Origin of the sequence: Pelomonas sp. KK5, assembly GCF_001984095.1 — a bacterium.
Taxonomy (GTDB): Bacteria; Pseudomonadota; Gammaproteobacteria; order Burkholderiales; family Burkholderiaceae_C; genus KK5.
This window is the reverse complement of record NZ_LYVQ01000011.1, coordinates 15,617-34,183: the sequence shown is the minus strand read 5'-3', so window position 1 is coordinate 34,183 and position 18,567 is coordinate 15,617. Positions and strand designations below refer to the sequence as shown.

Sequence of the window (18,567 nt, the reverse complement as noted above, 5' to 3'; positions counted from 1 at the left end):
TCCCCGTATGAACTACCTGATCGGCGATGTCCAGGGCTGCTGCGGCGCCCTCGACGCCCTCCTGAAGAAGATCGACTTCTCCCCGTCCCGCGACCGTGTGTACGTGCTCGGCGACCTGGTCAACCGCGGCCCCGCCTCGCTGGCCACCGTCCGCCTGCTTCAGCAGTTAGGCGATGCCGCCACCTGTCTGCTGGGTAACCACGACCTGCACCTGCTGGCCCTGGCGCACGGCGTGCGCAAGCCCAAGGCGGACGACACCGTGGCCGACATCCTGGCCGCCCCCGACCGAGAGGCCCTGCTGGACTGGATGCGCCAGCGCCGCATGGCGGTACACGAGCACGGCTGGCTGATGGTGCACGCCGGCGTCGTGCCCCAGTGGGACCTGACGCTGACGCTGGCGCTGGCCGCCGAGGTCGAGGCGCTGCTGAGGAGCCCCGCCCTGCCCGACTTCCTGCACACGATGTACGGCAACGAGCCCGACCGCTGGTCAGCCGAGCTAACGGGTTATGCGCGCGCCAAGTTCACGATCAACGTGCTGACCCGGCTGCGCTTCTGCGATGCCGACGGACGCATGGACTTCAAGACCAAGGACGGGGCCGACGGCGCGCCCAAGGGCTTCATGCCCTGGTTCGACGTGCCGGGGCGCCGCACGGCCGGCGTGCCGATGGCATTCGGGCACTGGTCGACGCTGGGCTATGTCGACCGGCCGGACCTTCTGGCGCTGGATACGGGCTGTGTCTGGGGCGGGAAACTCAGCGCGGTGCGCATCGACGGCGGCCGGCGCGAGCTGATCCAGGTGCGGTGCGAGCAGGCACGCAAGCCCGGATAGAATGCGCCTCCTCCTCTGAGCGATGGAAGCGTGGGAGAGTGGTTTAATCCAACGGTCTTGAAAACCGTCGAAGGTGTGAGCCTTCCGTGAGTTCGAATCTCACCGCTTCCGCCAAGACTCCAGCAAACACGGGCCTTCCAGGCCCGTTTTTCATTTCCTCCCACCAAAAAACCCACCAACATGATTGCGATGTCGTGAGTTGCGGTGAGACGACAGCGAGGCCGGCTCAGGCCTTCCCCTTGGGAGGCGCGTGGACTGCTTGGAACAGGTCTTTGAGCGACCCGAGGTAGCTCTCCTGCCGCTTTTCGATGCCGCGGATCATCGATGGCGAACTCATCTCGTTCACGATCCCCGCACACACTCGCACGAGTTGCTCCGTAGGTATCGCCACAACAGCTGCGGCACGAGTCTGGCCATTGCCCAGTTCTTCGCCGAGAACTAGCTTGGTCGTGTAGAAGCCGAACACAACGTCGATAACCGCATCGGCGTAGATGGTCGGCACCGCCGGAATTCTTGGGGGCAAGGGCATCGCCGCCCCGTCTCCTGGCGCGTGCCACTCGGGCTGATCGGGCATCGCCGACGTCGACGCATCAGCAGAACTCGATGGCGCTTCACTGGCCGTTTCCGGTGTAACGGGCTGCCTCGAAGCACGCTTCGTCGTCTTCCGTTGGGCGGGGCCATCCGCCTTGATCGAAGCTCGCGTCATGGCCGAGGGCCTTGCAGAACTTCGTTGGTTTGAATGAGGTCTCCGAAGCCGCAGGCGAACAAGCGAGAAGGTGCAACGTCGTGCGTACGCACAGCAAAGCGGCCGTAGTCGACGAAGCGAATCACCAAGGCGCAATCGAAAGCGTGCGCAGCCTTGACCAGCGTCGACACGAGAACGTCGCCCCCCTCAGGGTCCTCCAGCTTCGAGATCGCTGATTGCTTCGTTCCCATCCTCCTGGCGAGTTCCGCCTGGGTCAGATCGCGCTCTTCACGATTGATTCGAACCTGCCAGGCGATCAGGTTCTCCACGGTCGATTCCATCGCCGCTTGACGGTAGTCTTCATCCAGCCATTCCTCGGGTATTGAAGGCTCGGTACTGATTTTGTTCCCCGCAAGGGGGAAGCTAGTACGGGGCCCAATCGCAACCAGCTGTTCTTGCATCGAAGTCCAGGAGTACTGCCGCCCGGCACGAGGCAACGCGTTGCTCGTAGTCGCTCGGATGGTATTGATTGTCTTTTTCATGTCCGGCCAAACATATCACGAATACGTGATGCGAATCGTTAAAAAAGCCGAAGAGTCGATGCTGTTTCCGGTTCTCATCCTGGAAACGTATCACGTACATGTGATTTCCCACAGGACTGGCGTTCGGCCTACTCCAGCGCTCCTTCGGCTGCTCCCTCAAGAACCTCAGCGTCACGTCGCGTTTGGCTCGCTGCCGCGCTGAGAGACCTCGAGACCACTTCTGAAGGTCGCATCGGCCGTGCTCGGTGACGTAAAGCCGAAAGATCCAGGGAGTCGCAGGGCCCCGAAGCTGCGACATCAGCAAGGACTGAGGATTGAGAACCAGCTTAGGCCTGGGCATGTCGACATGATAGGGAGGGGACGCCCACCACGCGCCACGTGGGCAGGCGCGCTGGGCTCACTTGCCGTTGTCCGGACCCTTGGTGCCTTCCTTGCCCGTGTGCGGGTTGACGTTGCCCTTGGACGACCAGTTGTCGCGCTTGGTCTTGTTCGGGTTCGTCGCGTGACTGGGCGCCACGTAGGTGCCGTCCTTCTTGGTGTAGCCCTTGGTGGCGTGGCTGCCGCCCGGGTTGCTCGCGTGGCTCGAATGGCCTCCGCTGCTGTGGCCACCACCACCGCCGCCACGGGCTTGGGCTGCCGGGCCGGCGAGCAGCAGAACCGCGGCCGCGGCCGCTGCCGCTGCGATGAGCTTCGTCATGGTCGTCTCCTCCAGATTAGATGCCAGGCTGTGCTCGCCTGGTCGACTCCAACGCTACAGCCGGCGGGTGCCCGCGACAAGCGTGAATGCTCCCCTGCCGGCCGCGCAGTCTGTCCGCCGCCATTGCAGCGCGTCGCCCCAATCCGGCGGCCCGTCGCTACCCGCTGGCGATACCCGCCACCGGCGCCGAAACTGCAATCACTGACCCGACAAACCCACCGCAGCAAGGAGCCCATCATGAGCAGCAACGACAAGTACTTCGCCATCGGCCTGGTCGGCATCGTCGCGATCTTCTGCTCGGTGGCGCTGGAGCTGGCCCAGGCGTCGTCGACGCCCGCCTCGCAGGACATCGTCAAGCTGGAGCGCGTCGTCATCATCGGCAAGCGCGCGCCGGCGGTGGCGCAACTGCCGCGCGTCGTCATCGAAGGCCGCCGCACGGCCAGTGCCGATGGTGTCCAACTGGCTGCCGCCAAGGTATCGGCCAAGGCCATCTGAGCGGCGACAGTCGTTCCCGGGGCGCGAGCTCCGGTCAGCACTTCATCTCGTGGTATCGCGACCTGGCCCGGAACAGGGCCTTGGCAACATCGTCCTTGTCGCCCTGACCCTTGGCCTGCTGTTCCACGGCCTTGAGCCGCGGCAACTCCATATCCAGTCGAGCACATTGCTCGCGCACCCCGGGTGGCAGTTTCGACCTGCGCTCGAACTTGTTGAAGCCCTGCTCGTCCAGACCGGTGAGCGGCTGCACGCCCTCGATGATCAGAGTCCGCGTCCGTTCCCGCTGGTATGACGGGCTTCAGAGATTGGCCCCCGGATAGGTCTCCGCACCCTTGGTCGGCGTCACATCGACTTCCTTGGCGCCAAGGCATGGCGTGGCCGTGTATTCCACCCGCCCGTTCTGCACGCACTTGTAGACGGTCTGCGTCGGCTCTGGCGCCGCAGCGCCATCGACGGCAACAAACACAGCAAACAGCACCGCGATTGATCTCTTCGGATCCATCTCCCGCCCTCCCGGCTTGTAGGGCTGATTCTGCATCTGCCAGGCCGGAACGCGGCTATCGAGCGGGCTCCTGCGCCTCCGCCCCAGCCCCCGCGACGACACGCTCGACGGCCGTCGTCGGATCCTTCTCCTGGCCGCCCGCGGTGAACAGGTTGGCCAGCGCCACGCCCGCCGATGCCGCGATGGCAACGACGATGACCGCAATGAACAGGGACTTGGCGCTGTCGTTCATGGCACAGGCTCCGGCTGGCTCGGGATCGATGGCCGCAGTGTCCCTACACGGCGCCTTTTCCGCCTCCGTCATCCGACGGACAGCGGAATTCGCGGCGCCATATACCGTCCAGGCTGACGGTTAGGTGGCCGATGGGCCCGAGGGGCGCCGCTCCAGCCAGGCCAGCACCGCCAGCGACAGCGTCATGCCCGTCGCCAGCAGCGTCAGCAGGTCCCCGCCTTCGGCGCCGGACAGCCGCATGATCCCGGCCAGCAGCCAGGTCGCGAGCACCATCACGATGCCGAACATCAGGGCCGCGGGGCGCCGGCGTGCGCCGCGAGGCATGCCGTCCGCCGCCGGCAGGCCGACCGGCAGCGCGGCGCGCCCGCCCGCAACGGTCCGTGCCATGCGGCGCCGGTCGCGCGCCTGGCGGCGGTCGCGGGCGTCCTGGTGGGCAAGGCGGGTCTGGGCGGCGGTGGCATTCATGGCGGTTCCCTCGAGCGGTCGGATCGATCGGCTTGCCGTCGAATTTCGGCGTTAGCAATCCGATGGGCGAAGCATAGGGAGACTCGCTCGCCGGGCGGCCCGCCCGGATGCGGGGACTGGCAGGGCCGCACGTGCGCTATCTCACGCGCCCTCCTGCACCAGGTCGCCGATGTCGTCCGCCACGCGCGGCTGCCGGCCGCGCAGGGACAGGAAGAAGCGCAGCATCTCCAGGCTCGCATCGGGCCCCAGCGGATCGGTCCAGGAACCGGCCGGATCGCCGCCGGACCAGGCATGGGCCGCGCCATGCACCAGCCAGTGCTCGGCCACCTGATGCCCCCGCGAGTCTCGCCACACGCTGCGCGTGAAGCGCCGGCCCAGCGGGCACTCGCCGTGCAACTCGGCCGGCCGGCCCACGCCGAGGTGGCCGGCGATGCAGGCGTCGATGGCGGCGCGGCCATTGTGCGGATGGACCGTGCGGTCCTGGTCGCCATGGAACACGATGGCGGGCACCTGCAGCAGCGCGTGGCGCGTGCGCGGCAGCGGCATCACCATCGCCATGCCCGGCCCGCACTTCATCACCTGGATCGCCTGGGCCACGCCGAGCGCGGCGCGCGGCGCCAGACCCGAATGGATGCCGACGCCGGCGTACAAGGCCGGATACTCGGCCGCCATCGTCGCGGCCATCGCGCCGCCGGCCGACATGCCGGCGATGAAGACCCGCGCCGGGTCCAGTTCGTGCTCGTGCAGGATGCGCTCGGTGAGGCTGGCGATCCAGGCCGGCTCGCCGCGCCCGCGCTGCTGGTGCTGGGGGCGGAACCAGTTCCAGCAGCTCAGTTCGTTCGCTTCCGGCGATTGCGCCGGATAAAGCACCGCCACGCCCTCACGCGCCGCATGCTCGTCCATACGCAGGCCGCGCGCGAAATCCTCGGGCTGCTGCTTGCAGCCGTGCAGCATCACCAGCAGTGGCAGGCCGGCCCGCTCGCCGGGTGGCAGGAACAGGCGAAAGGCCTTCGCGACGCCGTCGTGCTCATGCCGGCCGACGATCCAGCGCCCGCCAGGGCCGCCGCGTCGCAAGGCTTGCAGCAAAAAGCGCTGGCGCCTCCACAACCCGCGCAGGACTTGCCGCAAACGATCGAGCATCGCGTACCCCGGGGCCGAAAGCCCGAAGAGCGTGCACGATGCATGCCATCGCCTTCGTCATCGTCACTACTGCAGCAGCCGCGCGCCCATGCCCGCGCAGCCGAAGGCCTCGAAGCGCTCCACGCACAGCTCGCGCGCCGCCGCCATCGCTTCCTTCATGAACCTGCGCGGATCGAACTCCTCCGGCTCGCGCACCATGGCGCGGCGCATCGCGCCGGTCATCGCCAGGCGGATGTCGGTGTCGATATTGATCTTGCGCACGCCATGGCGGATGCCCTGCTGGATCTCGGCCACCGGCACGCCGTAGGTCTCGCGGATCGCGCCGCCATGCTCGCGGATCACGTCCAGCCACTGCTGCGGCACCGAGGACGAGCCGTGCATCACCAGGTGGGTGTCGGGCAGGCGCTCATGGATCGCGCGGATGCGGTCGATGGCGAGGATGTCGCCGGTGGGCTGGCGGCTGAACTTGTAGGCGCCGTGGCTGGTGCCGATGGCGATGGCCAGCGCATCGACGCCGGTCTGCGCGACGAAGTCGGCCGCCTCGTCAGGATCGGTGAGCAGCTGCTCGTGGCTCAGCACGCCTTCGGCGCCGACGCCGTCCTCCTCGCCCGCGGTGCCCGACTCCAGCGAGCCGAGGCAACCCAGTTCGCCCTCCACCGACACGCCCACCGCATGCGCCATCTCCACCACCTTGCGCGTGACCTCGACGTTATGTCCGTAGGAGGCCGGCGTCTTCGCATCCTCCAGCAGCGAGCCGTCCATCATCACGCTGGTGAAGCCCGAACGGATCGCCTGCATGCACACCGCCGGGCTGGCGCCGTGGTCCTGGTGCAGCACGATGGGGATGCGCGGGTACATCTCCGCCGCGGCCTCGACCATCTTGCGCAGGAAGGGCTCGCCGGCGTACTTGCGGGCGCCGGCCGAGGCCTGCAGGATCACCGGCGCATCGGTCTTCTCGGCGGCCTGCATGATGGCCTGGATCTGCTCGAGGTTGTTGATGTTGAAGGCGGGCACGCCGTAGCGGTGCTCGGCCGCATGGTCCAGCATGCGGCGCAGCGAGATCATCGTCATCGTGAGGTCTCCTGTTGTTGATCGATCAGTTGCAGCGCGCGCTCGCAGACCGCCTGCGGCGTGAAGCCGAACAGCGCGAACAGCTCGGCCGCCGGCGCGGATTCGCCGAAGCGGTCCAGGCCGATCACCGCGCCGTCCTCGCCCACGTACTTCCACCACAGGCCGCTGCTGCCCGCCTCGAGGGCCAGGCGCGGCAGCCGGCGCGGGATGAGCTCGCGGCGATAGCGTTCGTCCTGGCGCTCAAAGGCCTCGATGCAGGGCATCGAGACGACGCGCGCCACCACGCCCCGCACGGCGAGCAGTTCGGCCGCCTGCAGCGCCAGCGCGACTTCGGAGCCGCTGGCGAGCAGGCAGACGCGCTCCCTCGCGGGGTCATCGCTTCGCACCAGATAGCCGCCTCGCTCCGCGCCCTGCCCGCCACTGGCCGGCAGCGCCTGGCGCGACAGCACCAGCGCGCTCGGCCCGTCGCTGCGGTGCAGGGCCGCGCGCCAGGCGATAGCCGTCTCCAGCGCATCGGCGGGCCGCCACACATCGAGGCCCGGGATCAGGCGCAGGCTGCTCACATGCTCCACCGGCTGGTGGGTCGGCCCGTCCTCGCCGAGGCCGATCGAGTCGTGCGTGAACACATGGATCACCGGCAGCCGCATCAGCGCGGCCATGCGGATGGCGTTGCGCGCGTAGTCGGAGAAGGCCAGGAAGGTGCCGCCGAAGACGCGCCAGCCGCCGTGCAGCGCCACGCCGTTCATGACCGCCGCCATGCCGAACTCGCGCACGCCGTAGTGGACGTGGTTGCCGGTGCCGCGGCCCTTCAGCGGCACATGGCCGGGCCAGTCGGTGAGGTTGGAGCCGGTCAGGTCGGCCGAGCCGCCCAGCAGCTCGGGCGTCGCCGGGCCCAGGCGCTGCAGCAGGTTCTGCGAGGCCTTGCGAGTGGCGATGGCGCCGGCCTGCGCGGCGGCCACGGCCGCCTCGGCGAGCGCCGCCTCGGTCTGAGGCAGCAGCGGCATCGGCGAGGAACAGCGCCGGGCCAGCTCGGCAGCCAGCGCCGGATGGGCGGCGGCATAGGCCGCCCGGACGCCGCGCCATGCCGCATGCCGCGCGGCGCCCGCCTCGCGGGCATCCCAGGCGGCGGCGATGTCCGAAGGGATCTCGAAGGGCGCCGCGGTCCAGCCGAGCGCGGCGCGGGTCAGTGCAATCTCGGCGTTACCGAGCGCCTCGCCGTGGGCCTTGGCGCTGCCGGCGCGGTTGGGCGAGCCGCGGCCGATGGTCGTGCGGCAGCAGATCAGCACCGGCCTGTCGGCCGAGGCCTTGGCTTCGACGATGGCGCGATCCAGGGCCGCGCTGTCGTGCCCGTCGACCGAACGGATCACCCGCCAGCCATAGGCCTCGAAGCGCGCCGGCGTGTCGTCGCCGAACCAGCCCTTCACGTCGCCGTCGATCGAGATGCCGTTGTCGTCGTAGAAGGCCACCAGCTTGTTCAGGCCCCACACGCCGGCCAGCGAGCAGGCCTCGTGGCTGATGCCCTCCATCAGGCAGCCATCGCCGAGGAAGACCCAGGTGCGATGGTCGATCACGTCGAAGCCGGGACGGTTGAATTCGGCCGCCAGCAGCTTCTCCGCCAGCGCCATGCCGACCGCGTTGGCGAGGCCCTGGCCGAGCGGGCCGGTGGTGGTCTCGACACCCGGCGTCAGGCCCAGCTCCGGATGGCCGGGCGTGCGGCTGTGCAGCTGGCGGAAGCGCCGCAGCTCGTCCATCGGCAGCGCGTAGCCGCTCAGGTGCAGCATCGCATAGAGCAGCATCGAGCCGTGGCCGTTGGAGAGCACGAAGCGGTCGCGGTCGATCCACTGCGGATCGGCCGGGTCGTGCTTCAGCTGATGGCGCCACAGCGCCTCCGCGATCTCGGCCATGCCCATCGGCATGCCGGGGTGGCCCGAGTTGGCGGCTTGCACCGCATCCATCGCCAGCGCGCGGATCGCATCGGCGCACTGCTTGCGGATCGTGGCGCCGCTCATGATGCCAGCGCCTTCCTGCGCCGCTCGACCAGCCGCAGGATCATCGGCGTGAAGATCAGCTGCATCGCCAGCTCCATCTTCCCGCCCGGCACCACCAGCGTGTTGGCGCGCGACATGAAGGAGTCGTGCAGCATGCTCAGCAGGTAGGGCATGTCGATGCCCTTGGGGTTGGCGAAGCGGATCACCACCAGGCTCTCGTCGGCGGTGGGGATCGTGCGGGCGATGAAGGGATCGGAGGTGTCCACCACCGGCACGCGCTGGAAGTTGATGTGCGTGCGCGTGAACTGCGGGCAGATGTACTCCACGTACTCGTGCATCCGGCGCAGGATCACGTCGGTGACCGCCTCGGTCGTGTAGCCGCGGGTGGCCTTGTCGCGGTGGATCTTCTGTATCCATTCGAGGTTGATGACCGGGACGACGCCGATCAGCAGGTCGGCATGGCGCGCGATGTCCACGCCGGCCGTCTTCACGCCGCCGTGCAGGCCCTCGTAGAACAGCATCTCGCTGGGGGGCAGGTCTTGCCAGGGCGTGAAGGTGCCGGGCGGCTGCTTGAAGGGCTCGGCCTCCTCGGCGTTGTGCAGGTACTTGCGGGCGCGGCCGGTGCCGGTCTCCCCGTAGTTGCGGAACAGGTTCTCCAGCTCGCCGAACAGGTTGGCGTCGTCGCCGAAGTGGCTGAAGTGCGGCTTGCCGTTCTTCTCGGCCTCGGCCATCGCGGTCTTCATCGCGGCGCGGTCGTAGCGGTGGAAGCTGTCGCCCTCGATGATGGCGGCGTCCACCTCCTCGCGGCGGAAGATGTTCTCGAAGGTGCGGGTGACGGAGGTGGTGCCGGCGCCGGACGAGCCGGTGATGGCGACGATGGGGTGCTTGATGGACATGGCAACAATCTCCTCACGCCGCCGCAAAGAGGCCGCGGCGCCCGAACAGCGGCGAGTCGAACTCCTCCTCCGGCGCCTCGCGGTGATAGCGCTCGATCCGCTCGACCTCGCTCTTCGAGCCGAACACGAAGCCGATGCGCTGGTGCAGCGTCTCGGGCTGCACGTCCAGCAGCCGCGCGCGGCCGGTGCTGGCGCCACCACCGGCCTGCTCCACCAGCATCGAGATCGGGCTGGCCTCGTAGAGCAGGCGCAGGCGCCCGGCGCGGGCCGGATCCTTCGTGTCCTTCGGGTACATGAAGACGCCGCCGCGCATCAGGATGCGATGCGTCTCGGCCACCAGCGAGGCGATCCAGCGCATATTGAAGTCCGCCCCGCGCGGGCCGGGCTGGCCGGCCAGGCACTCGTCCACATAGCGCTTCACCGCCGGCTCCCAGAAGCGCGAGTTGGACGCGTTGATCGCGAACTCGCAGGTCTTCTCCGGGATGCGCAGCTCCGGGTGGCTCAGCACCCATTCGCCCAGCATCGGGTCCAGCGTGAAGGCATGGGTGCCGCGGCCGATCGTCAGCACCAGCATCGTCGACGGACCGTAGATCGCATAGCCGGCGCAGACCTGCTGGCTGCCCTTCTGCAAGAAGTCCTGCACGGCGGGGTCTTCACCGGGCTTCGGTGCGCGCAGGACGGAAAAGATGCTGCCCACCGCCACGTTGACGTCGATATTGGAGGAGCCATCCAGCGGGTCGAACAGCAGCAGGTACTTGCCGCGCGGATGCTGGACCGGCAGCCGGTAGGGCAGCTCCATCTCCTCGCTGACCATGCCGGCCGTGTGGCCGCCCCATTCGCTGGCGCGCAGGAACATGTCGTTGCTGAGCACGTCCAGCGCCTTCTGGTCCTCGCCCTGGACGTTGGTGGCGCGGGCGCTGCCGAGCACGTCGGCGAGGGCCCCGAACGCGACCTTGCGCGCGATCGCCTTGCAGGCCAGCGAGACATCGGTGATCAGCGCATTCAGGTCGCCAGTGGCTTCGGGGTGGCGGCGGCGCTCCTCGATGAGGAACTGCGTGAGGGTCGAGCGGCCTCCGGTGGGCATGGTGAGTCTCCTTGATGTTCGAGATTCAAGAGCGTGAGCAGTTCGGCAGGTGTGTCCAGCCTCGTCGGGGCGCCAGGAACGAGGCCGTAGCCCCATGACACCCAGGCGGCGCGGCAGCCGGCGGCGTTGGCGGCGCCGATGTCGGCCGGCCCGTCGCCCACCATCAGCAGCGACTTCACCGGCAGCCCCAGGCGGGCCGCGGCCTGCTGCAGCAGCAGCGGCGCGGGCTTGCGCTGCGCCGGCAGGTCGGCGCCGTGCACGGCAGACAGCCAGTCCAGCAGGCCGGCCGCGCCGAGCACCGCGCGGGCCAGCGGCGTGGGCTTGTTCGTCACCGCCACCAGCGGATAGCGCCCGGCCAGCCGCGCCAGCAGCGCGGGAATGCCGGCATAGGCCTGCCCCTGGGCGCGCGGGTCGTCCAGCGTCGTCGCGTCGAAGATGCGGCGCAGGCGCAGCGGGTCGACGTCATGGCGCTGGCAGGCGTCGAGCGCGCGGCGGATGGTGGTGTCGGGGCCATCCCCGATCCAGCCGAGCACGGTGGCGACATCGAATTGCTGCAGCCCCGCCGCCGCCAGCGCGGCATTCAGCGCGAAGCAGACGCCGGGGGCGCTGTCGACCAGCGTGCCGTCGAGGTCGAAGGCGATGGCGGCGGTCCTCATGGCCGCGCCTCCACCAGCCCGCGCAGCAGGCCCGGCGCTGGCGGCGGCGAGGCGAGCGCGCAGAGTTCGTCGAAGCGCAGGCCCTCGAGGCTGTCGCGCCGCAGTTCGGCCGCCGAGAGATCCTGGCCCTCGGTCCAGAAATTCGGCGTCACCACCGCCCACAGGCCGGCGCCCTGGGCGGCGCGCAGGCCGTTGGCCGAGTCCTCCACCGCGATCGCCCGCTCGGGCTCCAGACCCAGCCCGGCCAGCGCCAGCCGGTAGATGTCCGGCGCGGGCTTCTTGCGCCGCACCTGGTCGCCGCAGGCGATCACGGCGAAGCGGTCCAGGCCGCGCGGGCCCAGCGTGGCCTGCAGCAGCGCATCGATGTTGGCGGCCGTCGTCGTGCTGGCGATGGCGAGCCGGCAGCTGGCCGCTTCGGCCTCGTCGAGCAGCGCCTCGACGCCCGCCCGCAGCGGCACGCCGCCGGCCGCGACGAAGGCGGTGTACAGCCGCGTCTTCTGCGCATGCAGCTCGGGGATCAGCTCCGTCAGCCAGACGCGCTCGCTGCCGCGCAGGCCCAGCCCATCGATGTAATGCGCGATGCGCTCCTTGCCGCCGGTGATGGCGAGCAGCTCGCGGTAGTCCTCGCGGCTCCATTGCCAGGGCAGGCGCTGCTGGCGGAAGGCCTCGTTGAAGGCGGCGCGGTGCGCTTCCTCGGTGTCGGCCAGCGTGCCGTCCACGTCGAAGATCAGGGCTTCGATGCTCATGCTGCAATCTCCTTGGCCTGGCCGAACACGCGGCTGGCCAGCACGTCCTCGGCCTGCAGCGTGGTCAGCTGCTCCTTCGTCAGCGCCTCCTCCGACGTGAACAGCCGCGTCGCATGCCGCAGCCGGATGCGGTCCAGCGCGTTGCGGATGGAGCGCGCATTGGCGAAGTGCGGCTGCTGGCGGCGCAGGTGCAGGTAGCGGGCGAAGGCGGGCCGGGCGCCTTCGTCGTCGAAGCGGTAGTTCAGCTTCGTCAGCATCAGCTCGGCGATCTGCATCAGCTCGTGCTCGGTGTAGTCGGGGAAGTCGATGTGGTGGGCGATGCGCGAGGCCATGCCGGGGTTGCTGGTGAAGAAGGTGTCCATGCGGTCGCGATAGCCGGCCAGGATCACGACCAGGTCGTCGCGGTGGTTCTCCATCACCTGCAGCAGGATCTCGATGGACTCGGCGCCGTAGTCGCGCTCGTTCTCTGGCTTGTAGAGGTAGTAGGCCTCGTCGATGAAGAGCACGCCGCCCATGGCCTTCTTGATCACCTCGCGGGTCTTGGGCGCGGTGTGGCCGATGAACTGGCCGACGAGGTCGTCCCGCGTGACGGCCACGAGATGGCCCTTGCGCACGTAGCCCAGCTGCTTGAGCACCTCGGCCATGCGCAGGGCCACCGTGGTCTTGCCGGTGCCGGGGTTGCCGGTGAAGCACATGTGCAGCGACGGCGGCGTGGACTGCAGGCCCTGCTCGGCGCGGAGCTTGTCGATCAGCAGCAGGGCGGCGATGTCGCGGATGCGATTCTTCACCGGCGCGAGGCCGACGAGTTCCGCATCGAGTTGGGCCAGCACGGCGCGAGCGCCGCTGGCTTCGAGCATGTCAGCCGGAGTAGCCATAACGCTCACCTTCAGCGCCACGCGTCGTCGCATAGCTCTCGATCGAATAGCGCAGCGTGCGACCCGGTTCCTCGGTGCGGATCAGGCGGAAGCCCGGTTCCTTCTCGGGCCGGTTGACGATGAAGGAGAGCACGACGGACTCGGTGCCGTGCGTCGAGTCGAAGGCGGTCAGCCGGATGTAGTGGTCGTGGAAGGTATCGCGGCAGGCCTGCAGCTCCATCATCACGCCGGCGGCGTCACTGATGTCGAACATCGGGTTGCCGAACATCTCCCAGAAGGTGTTGCGGGGGTGCGGGTCGTCGGTGTATTCGAGGCCGATGGACCAGCCCTTGTTGAGGCAGTAGTCGATCTGCTTGCTGATCTGCGCGTCGGTGAGCGGCGGCAGGAAGGAGAAGGTGCCTTGGGTGACTTTCATTTCATTGATTCCTTGAGTCGGAAAGCATCCGTTCGGGCTGAGCCTGTCGAAGCCTTGCGCGCGAGCCCTTCGACAGGCTCAGGGTGAACGGGGATGACGCGGGCCCTTCGACAGGCTCAGGGCGAACGGAGGGGGTGGTTCAGGCCACGTTGGCCGTCGGCACGTAGTCCGACGTATCCGTGGGCGTGTAGTTGAAGGAGATCTCGCCCCAGGTATCGAGCGCCGCCCGCAGCGGACTGCACCACTGCGCCGCATCACGCAGGATCTGCGGCCCTTCCTCCTTGATGTCGCGCCCTTCGTTGCGCGCCAGCACCATCGCCTCCAGCGCCACGCGGTTGGCCGTCGCCCCGGCCTGGATGCCCTGCGGGTGGCCGATCGTGCCGCCGCCGAACTGCAGCACCACGTCGTCGCCGAACAGGTCGATCAGCTGGTGCATCTGGCCCGCGTGGATGCCGCCCGAGGCCACCGGCATCATCTTCTTCAGCGCGCCCCAGTCCTGGTCGAAGTAGATGCCGCGCGGCAGGTCCACCTTGGTGTGCGTGTCGCGGCAGACGTTGTAGTAGCCCTGCACCGTCATCGGGTCGCCCTCGAGCTTGCCGACCGCCGTGCCCGCGTGGATGTGGTCCACGCCCACCATGCGCATCCACTTGGCGATCACGCGGAAGCTCACGCCGTGGTTCTTCTGCCGCGTGTAGGTGCCATGGCCGGCGCGGTGCAGGTGCAAGACCATGTCGTTCTGCCGCGCCCAGTGCGACAGGCTCTGGATCGCCGTGTAGCCCACCACCAGGTCGACCATGATGATCACCGAGCCCAGCTCCTTGGCGAAAGCGGCGCGGCGGTACATCTCCTCCATCGTGCCGGCGGTGACGTTGAGGTAGCTGCCCTTCACTTCCCCGGTCGCGGCGCTCGCCTTGTTCACCGCGTCCATCACGAAGAGGAAGCGGTCACGCCAGTGCATGAAGGGCTGGGAGTTGATGTTCTCGTCGTCCTTCATGAAGTCCAGGCCGCCCTTCAGGCCCTCGTAGACGACGCGGCCGTAGTTGCGGCCCGAGAGGCCCAGCTTGGGCTTGGTCGTGGCGCCCAGCAGCGGCCGGCCGAACTTGTCCAGCCGTTCGCGCTCCACGATGATGCCGGTCGGCGGGCCGGCGAAGGTCTTCACGTAGGCCACCGGGAACTTCATGTCCTCCAGCCGCGCGGCCTTCAGCGGCTTGAAGCTGAAGACGTTGCCGATGATCGAGGCCGCCACGTTGGTGATCGAGCCCTCCTCGAACAGGCTCAGGTCATAGGCGACGTAGCAGAAATACTGGCCGAGGATGCCGGGCACCGGGTCGATGCGGTAGGCCTTGGCGCGGTACATGTCGCAGGCGGTCAGGCGGTCGGTCCAGACCACGGTCCAGGTGGCGGTGCTCGACTCGCCGGCCACCGCGGCGGCGGCCTCGATCGGGTCCACACCGTCCTGCGGCGTGATGCGGAACAGCGCCAGGATGTCGGTCTCCTTGGGCACGTAGTCCGCGTTCCAGTAGCCCATCTGCGCGTACTTGAGCACGCCCGCCGAATAGCGCTTCTTCGCGTCGGTGATCTGCGTGGTCGAGGTAGTGGGCGAGGCCGCCCCGATCTCGTTCATCTGGCCCATCTGTCGTCTCCGGTTGCGTGATCGATGGACCTGAATCTACGCAGCGGCTAGCATCAGGAATAGTTAATTCTTTTCTCTGTTCCATAGGTGTCCGCTTATGTTCAGAAACGCCACATTCCGTCAACTTGCGGCTTTCCATGCGGTGGCGCGGCTGGGCAGCGTGTCGCGCGCGGCCAGCGAGCTGAACCTCACGCAGCCGGCCGTCTCCATCCAGCTCAAGCTGTTGGAGGAAAGCGCCGGGGCGCCGCTGCTGGAGCGCGAGGGGCGCGGCATCAAGCTCTCGCATGCCGGCGAGGTGATGGCCGACTACGCGGCCCGCATCCTCGATCTCTGGCGCGAGTGCGGGGACGAGATGGCGGCCCAGCGCGGCGTGTTCTCCGGCACGTTGCGCCTGGGCGCGGTGACCACCGCCGAATACCTGCTGCCGCCGCTGCTGGTGGCCTTCTCGCAGGTACAGCCGGACGTGAAGGTGCAGCTCAAGGTCGGCAACCGCGACGAGATCGTGCAGATGCTGGCCGGGCAGGAGGTGGACCTGGCCATCATGGGCCGGCCGCCGGCCGAGCTGAAGACCGTCGCCGCGCCCTTTGCGCGCCACCCGATGGCCTTCATGGCCGCGCCCGGCCACCGGCTGATGAAGCAGCGCAAGGTCACGCTGGCCGACCTCGCCGGCGCCAACCTGCTGGTGCGCGAGCGCGGCTCCGGCACCCGCGCGACGCTGGAGCGCCTGCACAAGGACGCCGGCCTGCCGCTGCGCATCGGCTCGGAGCTGTCCAGCAACGAGGCGATCAAGCAGATGTGCGCGGCCGGCTTCGGCGCCGCCTTCCTCTCGCTGCACACCTGCGGCCTGGAGATGCAGACTGGCATGCTGGCCCTGCTGCCGATGGAGAACAACCCGCTGGAGCGCGACTGGTACGTGATGCACCTGGCCAGCCGCCGGCTGCCGCAGGTGGCCTCGGCCTTCCGCACCTTCCTGGCGGAGGAGGCGCAGGCGCTGATCCTGCAGCAGCTGCGCGGGCCGAAGCTGTCGAAACCGGCCGGCAACCGGACGGCCCGCAAAAGGAACTCAGGCGGGATCGATGTTCCCTAACGTCCGGTTTCCACTGACAATACCGGCATAAATGAGCCACGGAGACAAGGCCATGAACCAGCATTCCCCGTCGTCCCTGCGGCAGGCGGCCGTCGCCCTGTCGCTGCTCGCGCTGTCCGCCGGCGCCAGCGCGGCCCTGACCACCTTCACGCTGGATCCGGTCGCCGCCGGCCTCTCCGGAGCGGCCTTCACCGCCGACAACCTGCTGATCTCCGACTACGCCACCGTCACCAACGGCGTCGGCGGCAGCTTCACCGAGACCGGCTTCCTCAGCATCACGGGCGCCCAGCTGAACAACCAGAACCTGACGGTGCCCGGCCTGAACAGCAGCTATGGCCTCTACATCGCCTTCACCGGTACCGGCACCAGCGACGGCAACAACCCGCTGACCCAGGTCTCGCTCGGCAACTTCAGCACGCTGACCTACACGCTCTACGGCTACAACGGCGCTGCCTCCTTCGGCTTCAGCGGCACCACGCCGACGACCACCGCCGCCAGCCCCACGCCGCTGGCCTCGGGCAGCCTGGTGAACGGCAGCGTGTTCTCCTTCCCCACCGGCACCTCCTTCTTCCCCGGCGCCAATGCGACGGTGAACTTCAACACGCTGGCGGCCGCCTTCTTCGCGGCGCCCTCGCCCTTCTCCAGCGAGGCGCTCGTGTCCTTCAGCAACACGCCCTCGCAGGTGGCGCTGTTCGCCGGCGGCTTCATGATCAATTCCGGCGGCGGCACCATCAACTTCGCGGCGCCGGTGCCCGAGCCGCACAGCTACGCGATGCTGATGGCCGGGCTGGGCGTGCTGGGCCTGGTGGCGCGCCGGCGGCGCCGCTGAACGGCTCGGGGCCGATACGAAGGGGGCTGGCGCCGGTCAGGCCAGGCCCAGCCACGCACTTCGTGTGATTGACGCGGCCACCATATAGGCCAGCGCCAACAGCGCCACCAGATAGGCCGGCACGCGCAGCTCCTGCCGCGCGGCAGCGCCTTCCCACATCGCCAGATGGGCCGCCACCGTGTAGACGATCAGCGCCACCAGCTTGGCCCCCAGCCAGCCGTCGTACAGCGGATTCAGGTGTTCCAGCACCCACAGGCTCAGGCCGGTGACCGTCATCAGGAGGTCCACGCCCAGCACGATGAAGCGCAGCCGGTCGTCCATCGCCCAGGGCAGGCTCAGCTGGTAGGCGCCGCCGCGCACCAGGAACACCACGACGCTGATCCAGGCCAGCAGCGCGTGGATCTGCGCCATCTGCGCGTCGAAGGAATAGCTCATGGGCTGGCCCTCTCCAGCAACAGTCGGAACAGGCGCTCGACCGTGGCGTCGTCGATCGCCAGCAGCTGGTCGCCCACCGTCAGCTCCACCACGCTGAAGCCGCGTACGTCCATCGGCCGCGCCTTGCCGAACAGCCAGGCGCCCTCCTCGCGCGCGACCGCATCGCGCGCCTCGTTCAGCGCCTCGGCGGGCGCGTCGATCTGCAGGTGGAACATATTGCAGCGCGGCTCGGCGGGATTGACGCGCACGCCGGGCAGGCGGCCGAACAGGCTCGCCAGTTCCTTCGCGCGGCGCCAGCAGTCGTCGAGCAGGGCGAGACGCGCGTCGAAGCGCAGCATCGCCGAGGCCAGCAGCGGCGTCTGCTGGTAGAGGTTGCCGCCCATGCGCCGCTGCCACAGCCGCGCCTCGGCGATGAAGGCCTCCTCGCCGGCCAGCACCGCGCCGGCCATGCCGCCGATGTCCTTGTACATGGACACGTAGACCGAGGCGAAGCCCGCTGCGATCTCCGCGAAGGAGCGCTGGTAGAAGGCGCGGCACTGCCACAGCCGCGCGCCGTCCATGTGCAGCGGCGTGGCCATGGCCGCAGCCTGTTCCTTCAGCGCCTGCAGCGCATCCCAGTCGGGCAGTTGCCCGCCGGCCTCGCGCATCGGCAGCTCGACGACCACGGCCGCCAGGCGCTGGCGCTGCGCGGCCAGGTCTTCGGCCGTCATCGGCTGCAGCCGCGAACCCACCGGCACCGCATGCAGCCCGAACAACGCCTGTGGCGCCTCCTGCTCATGCAGCGCCAGGTGCGCGTTGGGCGAAAGGCCGAAGCGGTCGAGCCCGGCACGTTCTGTGTAGATGCGCATTGCGATCAGCTGCGCCATCACGCCGCTGGGCATGAAGACCGCGGCCGGCTTGCCCAGCAGCGCCGCGATGCGCTGCTCGAAGACTGCGGCCAGGCCGCCCTCGCCATACACGTCGGCCTGCGCGCCCTCGCGCGCGCACCAGCGCGCCAGCGCCTCGAATTCATCGGCAGGTTCGAGGGCCTTGAAGCCGGGCAGATGCAGCCGGCAGCCTTGCTTCAGTAACAGCTGTGCAGAAAGTCGCGCGTCCATCCGGGCGAGCGTAACAAACCCCGAAGTGCGGGTGTACCCAGGCAGACACGCTGCCGATACTGCCGTCGAGGCTCGCCGTTAGGGCCTCGAACCAGAAATATTGGTGCACTCGGTTTGGCCGTTATGTTATGTTTGTTTCAACACATCCGAGAACACCTGTGCACCGCG

Annotated in this window: 23 protein-coding genes and 1 tRNA gene; 5 read left to right on the top strand and 19 right to left on the bottom strand. The window is 68.5% G+C overall.

The annotated features are described in order from the left end of the window. Window positions 1-7: 7 nt before the first annotated feature. Both B0W88_RS02785 and B0W88_RS02780 read left to right on the top strand, forming a co-directional pair. Entirely contained in the window at window positions 8-829 is an 822-nt protein-coding gene (locus B0W88_RS02785; protein ID WP_077033127.1) for a symmetrical bis(5'-nucleosyl)-tetraphosphatase, read from the top strand. 24 nt (window positions 830-853) lie between these two features. Continuing rightward, window positions 854-943 (top strand) — tRNA-Ser (locus B0W88_RS02780). 112 nt (window positions 944-1,055) lie between these two features. Here B0W88_RS02780 and B0W88_RS02775 read toward each other — a convergent pair. The 3 genes from B0W88_RS02775 to B0W88_RS02765 all read right to left on the bottom strand — a co-directional run bounded on the left by B0W88_RS02775 (window position 1,056) and on the right by B0W88_RS02765 (window position 2,753). Continuing rightward, complete coding sequence (locus B0W88_RS02775) at window positions 1,056-1,331, bottom strand: hypothetical protein (RefSeq protein WP_144006569.1); 276 nt, start codon at window positions 1,329-1,331, stop codon at window positions 1,056-1,058. 200 nt (window positions 1,332-1,531) lie between these two features. After that, a complete protein-coding gene (locus tag B0W88_RS32815) occupies window positions 1,532-1,975 on the bottom strand; it encodes a helix-turn-helix domain-containing protein (protein WP_198937752.1) in 444 nt (147 codons plus the stop codon). A 478-nt stretch (window positions 1,976-2,453) separates the two neighbouring features. Continuing rightward, window positions 2,454-2,753, bottom strand: coding sequence for a hypothetical protein (locus tag B0W88_RS02765; RefSeq protein WP_077033124.1), 300 nt, complete (start codon window positions 2,751-2,753; stop codon window positions 2,454-2,456). A gap of 237 nt (window positions 2,754-2,990) precedes the next feature. Between B0W88_RS02765 and B0W88_RS02760 the strand changes: the two genes are divergently transcribed. Then, window positions 2,991-3,248, top strand: a complete 258-nt coding sequence (locus B0W88_RS02760) for a hypothetical protein (RefSeq protein ID WP_077033123.1) — start codon at window positions 2,991-2,993, stop codon at window positions 3,246-3,248. Between the two features lie 34 nt (window positions 3,249-3,282). Here B0W88_RS02760 and B0W88_RS02755 read toward each other — a convergent pair whose 3' ends face one another. The 14 genes from B0W88_RS02755 to B0W88_RS02695 form a co-directional block, all read right to left on the bottom strand. Next, entirely contained in the window at window positions 3,283-3,498 is a 216-nt protein-coding gene (locus tag B0W88_RS02755) for a hypothetical protein (RefSeq protein WP_077033122.1), read from the bottom strand. 48 nt (window positions 3,499-3,546) lie between these two features. Beyond that, window positions 3,547-3,750: a hypothetical protein gene (locus B0W88_RS02750; RefSeq protein WP_144006568.1), complete on the bottom strand. Its 204-nt coding sequence runs from the start codon at window positions 3,748-3,750 to the stop codon at window positions 3,547-3,549. 55 nt (window positions 3,751-3,805) lie between these two features. After that, window positions 3,806-3,982 (bottom strand): hypothetical protein, encoded by a 177-nt coding sequence (locus B0W88_RS33440; RefSeq protein WP_158080784.1) that lies wholly within the window; start codon window positions 3,980-3,982, stop codon window positions 3,806-3,808. A gap of 120 nt (window positions 3,983-4,102) precedes the next feature. After that, window positions 4,103-4,447, bottom strand: a complete 345-nt coding sequence (locus tag B0W88_RS02745) for a hypothetical protein (RefSeq protein WP_077033120.1) — start codon at window positions 4,445-4,447, stop codon at window positions 4,103-4,105. Between the two features lie 141 nt (window positions 4,448-4,588). After that, window positions 4,589-5,533, bottom strand: a complete 945-nt coding sequence (locus tag B0W88_RS02740) for a PHB depolymerase family esterase (RefSeq protein WP_077033119.1) — start codon at window positions 5,531-5,533, stop codon at window positions 4,589-4,591. Between the two features lie 120 nt (window positions 5,534-5,653). Beyond that, window positions 5,654-6,658, bottom strand: coding sequence for a class II fructose-bisphosphate aldolase (gene fba, locus B0W88_RS02735; RefSeq protein WP_077033118.1), 1,005 nt, complete (start codon window positions 6,656-6,658; stop codon window positions 5,654-5,656). Continuing rightward, window positions 6,655-8,667 carry a transketolase gene (tkt, locus tag B0W88_RS02730; protein ID WP_077033117.1) on the bottom strand — a complete coding sequence of 671 codons (2,013 nt, stop codon included), beginning with the start codon at window positions 8,665-8,667 and terminating at the stop codon, window positions 6,655-6,657. Before tkt ends, fba begins: the two co-directional genes overlap by 4 nt. After that, window positions 8,664-9,542 (bottom strand): phosphoribulokinase, encoded by an 879-nt coding sequence (locus tag B0W88_RS02725; RefSeq protein WP_077033116.1) that lies wholly within the window; start codon window positions 9,540-9,542, stop codon window positions 8,664-8,666. Before B0W88_RS02725 ends, tkt begins: the two co-directional genes overlap by 4 nt. A gap of 13 nt (window positions 9,543-9,555) precedes the next feature. Next, complete coding sequence (locus B0W88_RS02720) at window positions 9,556-10,626, bottom strand: class 1 fructose-bisphosphatase (protein ID WP_077033115.1); 1,071 nt, start codon at window positions 10,624-10,626, stop codon at window positions 9,556-9,558. Further along, window positions 10,545-11,282: an HAD family hydrolase gene (locus tag B0W88_RS02715; protein WP_077033114.1), complete on the bottom strand. Its 738-nt coding sequence runs from the start codon at window positions 11,280-11,282 to the stop codon at window positions 10,545-10,547. Before B0W88_RS02715 ends, B0W88_RS02720 begins: the two co-directional genes overlap by 82 nt. Then, window positions 11,279-12,028: an HAD-IA family hydrolase gene (locus tag B0W88_RS02710; protein ID WP_077033113.1), complete on the bottom strand. Its 750-nt coding sequence runs from the start codon at window positions 12,026-12,028 to the stop codon at window positions 11,279-11,281. Before B0W88_RS02710 ends, B0W88_RS02715 begins: the two co-directional genes overlap by 4 nt. Further along, on the bottom strand, window positions 12,025-12,903 hold the full coding sequence (gene cbbX / locus B0W88_RS02705; RefSeq protein ID WP_233151602.1) for a CbbX protein: 879 nt from the start codon (window positions 12,901-12,903) through the stop codon (window positions 12,025-12,027). The genes B0W88_RS02710 and cbbX overlap by 4 nt, the downstream gene beginning before the upstream one ends. After that, window positions 12,887-13,318, bottom strand: a complete 432-nt coding sequence (locus B0W88_RS02700) for a ribulose bisphosphate carboxylase small subunit (RefSeq protein WP_077033111.1) — start codon at window positions 13,316-13,318, stop codon at window positions 12,887-12,889. Before B0W88_RS02700 ends, cbbX begins: the two co-directional genes overlap by 17 nt. Window positions 13,319-13,457: 139 nt before the next feature. Continuing rightward, entirely contained in the window at window positions 13,458-14,951 is a 1,494-nt protein-coding gene (locus tag B0W88_RS02695; protein ID WP_369973840.1) for a form I ribulose bisphosphate carboxylase large subunit, read from the bottom strand. 97 nt (window positions 14,952-15,048) lie between these two features. Between B0W88_RS02695 and B0W88_RS02690 the strand changes: the two genes are divergently transcribed. Together B0W88_RS02690 and pepA are read left to right on the top strand one after the other, a co-directional pair. Beyond that, window positions 15,049-16,038: a LysR family transcriptional regulator gene (locus tag B0W88_RS02690; RefSeq protein ID WP_077033110.1), complete on the top strand. Its 990-nt coding sequence runs from the start codon at window positions 15,049-15,051 to the stop codon at window positions 16,036-16,038. Window positions 16,039-16,090: 52 nt separating this feature from the next. After that, a complete protein-coding gene (gene pepA, locus B0W88_RS02685; protein ID WP_077033109.1) occupies window positions 16,091-16,867 on the top strand; it encodes a flocculation-associated PEP-CTERM protein PepA in 777 nt (258 codons plus the stop codon). Window positions 16,868-16,903: 36 nt separating this feature from the next. Here pepA and B0W88_RS02680 read toward each other — a convergent pair whose 3' ends face one another. After that, window positions 16,904-17,302, bottom strand: coding sequence for a SirB2 family protein (locus tag B0W88_RS02680; RefSeq protein WP_077033108.1), 399 nt, complete (start codon window positions 17,300-17,302; stop codon window positions 16,904-16,906). Continuing rightward, window positions 17,299-18,399 carry a low specificity L-threonine aldolase gene (locus B0W88_RS02675; protein ID WP_077033107.1) on the bottom strand — a complete coding sequence of 367 codons (1,101 nt, stop codon included), beginning with the start codon at window positions 18,397-18,399 and terminating at the stop codon, window positions 17,299-17,301. The genes B0W88_RS02680 and B0W88_RS02675 overlap by 4 nt, the downstream gene beginning before the upstream one ends. Window positions 18,400-18,567 lie beyond the last annotated feature (168 nt).

Bases quoted from the DNA above. Each gene is read 5' to 3' on its own strand.
- B0W88_RS02700 (WP_077033111.1), bottom strand. From the start codon at position 13,318: ATGAAAGTCACCCAAGGCACCTTCTCCTTCCTGCCGCCGCTCACCGAC.
- B0W88_RS02680 (WP_077033108.1), bottom strand. From the start codon at position 17,302: ATGAGCTATTCCTTCGACGCGCAGATGGCGCAGATCCACGCGCTGCTG.
- B0W88_RS02710 (WP_077033113.1), bottom strand. From the start codon at position 12,028: ATGAGCATCGAAGCCCTGATCTTCGACGTGGACGGCACGCTGGCCGAC.
- B0W88_RS02675 (WP_077033107.1), bottom strand. From the start codon at position 18,399: ATGGACGCGCGACTTTCTGCACAGCTGTTACTGAAGCAAGGCTGCCGG.
- B0W88_RS02720 (WP_077033115.1), bottom strand. From the start codon at position 10,626: ATGCCCACCGGAGGCCGCTCGACCCTCACGCAGTTCCTCATCGAGGAG.
- B0W88_RS02715 (WP_077033114.1), bottom strand. From the start codon at position 11,282: ATGAGGACCGCCGCCATCGCCTTCGACCTCGACGGCACGCTGGTCGAC.
- fba (WP_077033118.1), bottom strand. From the start codon at position 6,658: ATGACGATGATCTCGCTGCGCCGCATGCTGGACCATGCGGCCGAGCAC.
- tkt (WP_077033117.1), bottom strand. From the start codon at position 8,667: ATGAGCGGCGCCACGATCCGCAAGCAGTGCGCCGATGCGATCCGCGCG.
- cbbX (WP_233151602.1), bottom strand. From the start codon at position 12,903: ATGGCTACTCCGGCTGACATGCTCGAAGCCAGCGGCGCTCGCGCCGTG.
- B0W88_RS02765 (WP_077033124.1), bottom strand. From the start codon at position 2,753: ATGACGAAGCTCATCGCAGCGGCAGCGGCCGCGGCCGCGGTTCTGCTG.
- B0W88_RS02760 (WP_077033123.1), top strand. From the start codon at position 2,991: ATGAGCAGCAACGACAAGTACTTCGCCATCGGCCTGGTCGGCATCGTC.
- B0W88_RS33440 (WP_158080784.1), bottom strand. From the start codon at position 3,982: ATGAACGACAGCGCCAAGTCCCTGTTCATTGCGGTCATCGTCGTTGCC.
- pepA (WP_077033109.1), top strand. From the start codon at position 16,091: ATGAACCAGCATTCCCCGTCGTCCCTGCGGCAGGCGGCCGTCGCCCTG.
- B0W88_RS02690 (WP_077033110.1), top strand. From the start codon at position 15,049: ATGTTCAGAAACGCCACATTCCGTCAACTTGCGGCTTTCCATGCGGTG.
- B0W88_RS02695 (WP_369973840.1), bottom strand. From the start codon at position 14,951: ATGGGCCAGATGAACGAGATCGGGGCGGCCTCGCCCACTACCTCGACC.
- B0W88_RS02750 (WP_144006568.1), bottom strand. From the start codon at position 3,750: ATGGATCCGAAGAGATCAATCGCGGTGCTGTTTGCTGTGTTTGTTGCC.
- B0W88_RS02745 (WP_077033120.1), bottom strand. From the start codon at position 4,447: ATGAATGCCACCGCCGCCCAGACCCGCCTTGCCCACCAGGACGCCCGC.
- B0W88_RS02785 (WP_077033127.1), top strand. From the start codon at position 8: ATGAACTACCTGATCGGCGATGTCCAGGGCTGCTGCGGCGCCCTCGAC.
- B0W88_RS32815 (WP_198937752.1), bottom strand. From the start codon at position 1,975: ATGCAAGAACAGCTGGTTGCGATTGGGCCCCGTACTAGCTTCCCCCTT.
- B0W88_RS02725 (WP_077033116.1), bottom strand. From the start codon at position 9,542: ATGTCCATCAAGCACCCCATCGTCGCCATCACCGGCTCGTCCGGCGCC.